This window comes from Sphingobium sp. (genome assembly GCF_003248505.1).
GTDB lineage: Bacteria > Pseudomonadota > Alphaproteobacteria > Sphingomonadales > Sphingomonadaceae > Sphingobium.
In genome coordinates this window covers 1-2,773 of sequence record NZ_QFOA01000154.1, presented here as the reverse complement: position 1 = coordinate 2,773, position 2,773 = coordinate 1, and the positions used below count along the sequence as shown (strand labels likewise).

Genomic DNA, 2,773 nt, shown 5'->3' with positions numbered 1-2,773 from the left:
AACGATGGTACGTTGTTGAACCGGCTATCGAACCGCACCACGGGCAAATTGCGGCCGAAGCGCAGGAAGCCGACCAGGTTGGGCAGGTTGGTGACCTCGGTCGACATGACCAGTGGCCGCGTCACCTGCATCCGCGACAGATTGACCCCATCGCGCATGTCGTTGACCCCATAGGACATGCCCTCATTGGCTTCGACCTGTTCGACCTGACCGAGGTTGATTGAGACATGCTCGGCGGTATCCGTGTCGTTCGCGCGTAGCGCCACCCAGGTTGAGCAATAGCCAGTGATCGCAGCCGCATCGTCCTTGCCGTAAGTGGCCTTGAGCTGGGGATAGGACTGGAAGCCCAATATGCCGCAGCCGCCGTATTTGCGGGCACGGGCGAGAAAGTCCGAGAGCGACGGCAGCTTATGCAGCGTCGGCAGTTCGTCGATCACGCAATAAAGCCGTCGGTCGCGATCGGGCGTCAGGCTCATGATGGCGCTAATTGCGATGTCGAGCCAGACGGTGATGAGCGGGCGTAGCGAGGGAAGTTGGTCGGCCTTCACGGTGATGAAGAGCCAGCTCCCGTCTGCGCCTTTCTCAACCCAGTCGCGGATCGAGAAGCCGTCCTCGGTATCATCGAGATAACCAAAACTGCGCATGACCGATGCAAGTTCGGCCTGGATGCCGGCGGATGTCCTTTCGCCTTCGGTGCTGATGAACGCGGCGGCATCGGTGCCGGTCACGAAGGCGGCAAGGTCCTTAAGTTTCGAGCGCAGCAGACGGTCGAGGAGGACCGAGACATAGGTATGTTTCTGGCGCGCCAGCTTGCGCATGACCGCAACCAAGGTGCCCCGTGCCGCCTTCGCCCAGAAGGGATCGCCATGCTTGTCGGGAATGGTTGATTCCGCGATTTGGTCGTAATGATAATCGCGTGGCACATCGACCCAGGGTGACCAGCGCGCCGCCCGCTGGTCGAGCGGGTTGAGCAACATGTCAGTGCCCTGCCGATATAATTTCTCGACGAAGGTTCCGGCAGTGTCATAGACGATGGCGCGCCGACCCGATTTGCGGATGCCGTCGAGCATGCCGACGATGAGGTTTGTCTTGCCCGTACCCGGCGCCCCGCACAGCAGGATATGCTCAGGTTCATAGGCCTCAGGCACCGGCACATTGCCGATCACCAGCGGTCCCTTGGTCTGTCGCCATAGCGCGCGTTTCACCTGGCGGATCGTGCCGAACCTTGCCCCTCGCAGATATTCGTTGGAGCCAAGGCCCCTACCCGTCCGGGTGAAGTAGAACCAGGCCCAGGCGAGCATGACAAGGGTGAACAGGCCGGAGAGCAGTGCGCCATGCAGCAGATAGCCTTCGAACGCATGGAGGGTCTTTTTCGCGAGGGCGGAGGCAACCAGCCAGTCTGCCGAGGTCCAGTAGGTCTGACCGTCGGGGGTGCGAAACTGCACCGGATCATTGGTCCCGCCGGCGGCATCCACCTTGATCGTGGCTTCGGCGAGTTTGACCAGAACGAACCGCTCATACTCGGTCGACTTCTCGAACGCATACCAGAGCGTGCCGATGATCCAGATGAGGAAGCCCGCCAATATGGTCTGGTAAAAGACCTGGGTCGTCATTCGGACATTGTGGACGATCGCCTGTCCACCGCGCGTCCAGGAGCCCAGCGTGTCGTTGCGAAAAATGCTCATGGGATATCCTCCCCGCCAAGCAGTCCGCGTTCGGCAAGGATAATCCGGGCTTGCGCCATGCCCTGTTCCAGCGCTTCGGGGGATTGCTGGCCGACGGATGTCGCGACTATCGATAGGATCTGGATCGAGGTAGCGAGGATCTCATCCTGGGAGGAGAAAACATAGCGCTTGCGCTCATCGACCGCCTGTTCGAGGAGCTGACGGATGAACCCCGATAAGGACAGGTTCGCGCCAAGCGCACGGCGCAACAAGGCGGCATGCAGCGATTCATCGAGGCGGAAATTAAGCTTGGGCAAGCGAAGGGTCTCCTTATCTGGAGACCTTCGAAAATATCATGAAGCGGTCGCATATTACCGGAATGGCAATATTGGCGCAAGCCGCCCTATCACCAGGTTGATCCAGAGATTTAGCGCTGAGGATATGTGCCGACAGGAAAACAGGCTGGGCGGCCTTGATCAGTTGCCTCTGATGATGATGGACGGCGGCGGCGTTCCGCCTGTCTCCTCGCGGTGTCGACGGATTTCGCCGATCCCCAGTCTGATCTTCTTGACTACAACGTCCGACATGCGCCGCACCTCACTGGGCGTATCGAGACCAGGGACGCCCTCCAAAAACTCGGTCAGCAAAATCGTGAGCATCTGACAGACTTCGGCTGTCCCGATATAGAGAGTATTCCCCTTGCCCGCTTCCGGGGCATGTTGCCTTTGCGCCGACACTTCACAGATGGCCTTGACCACCGCCCGGCGGAGATCGCTGATATACTCCTCATTCAATTCCGTCATGGCGCGATCCTTTCTTGCCGCGACAAAAGGACCATGAATTCGGCCAGGATTCAACGGGCGTCGCCCCAACGGATCCGCGTCACAGCATTCTGGGATCCGCAATGGCGTACGACGCGTATCACGAAATTCCCGAAGTCGTTTCAATAAGATATGTGGCCCCGTGTGAGCCCGGTGTTCCGCGTACGACAGCCCACCGGTTCGACGTGAGACATGTGATACAGACTTATCTCGATGTTTTCAGGGCATAATGCGCCCGCAGCACCCGTGCGTAGGGTCCATTACAAAACGGCCTTGCGCCGTGCGTCC

The 2,773-nt window shown here is 59.4% G+C and carries 3 protein-coding genes; all 3 read right to left on the bottom strand.

The window, feature by feature from the left end:
* A partial coding sequence (locus DI606_RS19965; RefSeq protein WP_293985740.1) for a type IV secretion system DNA-binding domain-containing protein occupies positions 1–1,685 on the bottom strand: 1,685 nt, incomplete at its 3' end.
* Positions 1,682–1,981 carry a CopG family transcriptional regulator gene (locus DI606_RS19960; protein ID WP_120252468.1) on the bottom strand — a complete coding sequence of 100 codons (300 nt, stop codon included), beginning with the start codon at positions 1,979–1,981 and terminating at the stop codon, positions 1,682–1,684. The genes DI606_RS19965 and DI606_RS19960, both read right to left, overlap by 4 nt.
* A 159-nt stretch (positions 1,982–2,140) precedes the next feature.
* Complete coding sequence (locus DI606_RS19955) at positions 2,141–2,467, bottom strand: hypothetical protein (protein ID WP_120252467.1); 327 nt, start codon at positions 2,465–2,467, stop codon at positions 2,141–2,143.
* Positions 2,468–2,773 lie beyond the last annotated feature (306 nt).

Bases quoted from the DNA above. Each gene is read 5' to 3' on its own strand.
- DI606_RS19955 (WP_120252467.1), bottom strand. From the start codon at position 2,467: ATGACGGAATTGAATGAGGAGTATATCAGCGATCTCCGCCGGGCGGTG.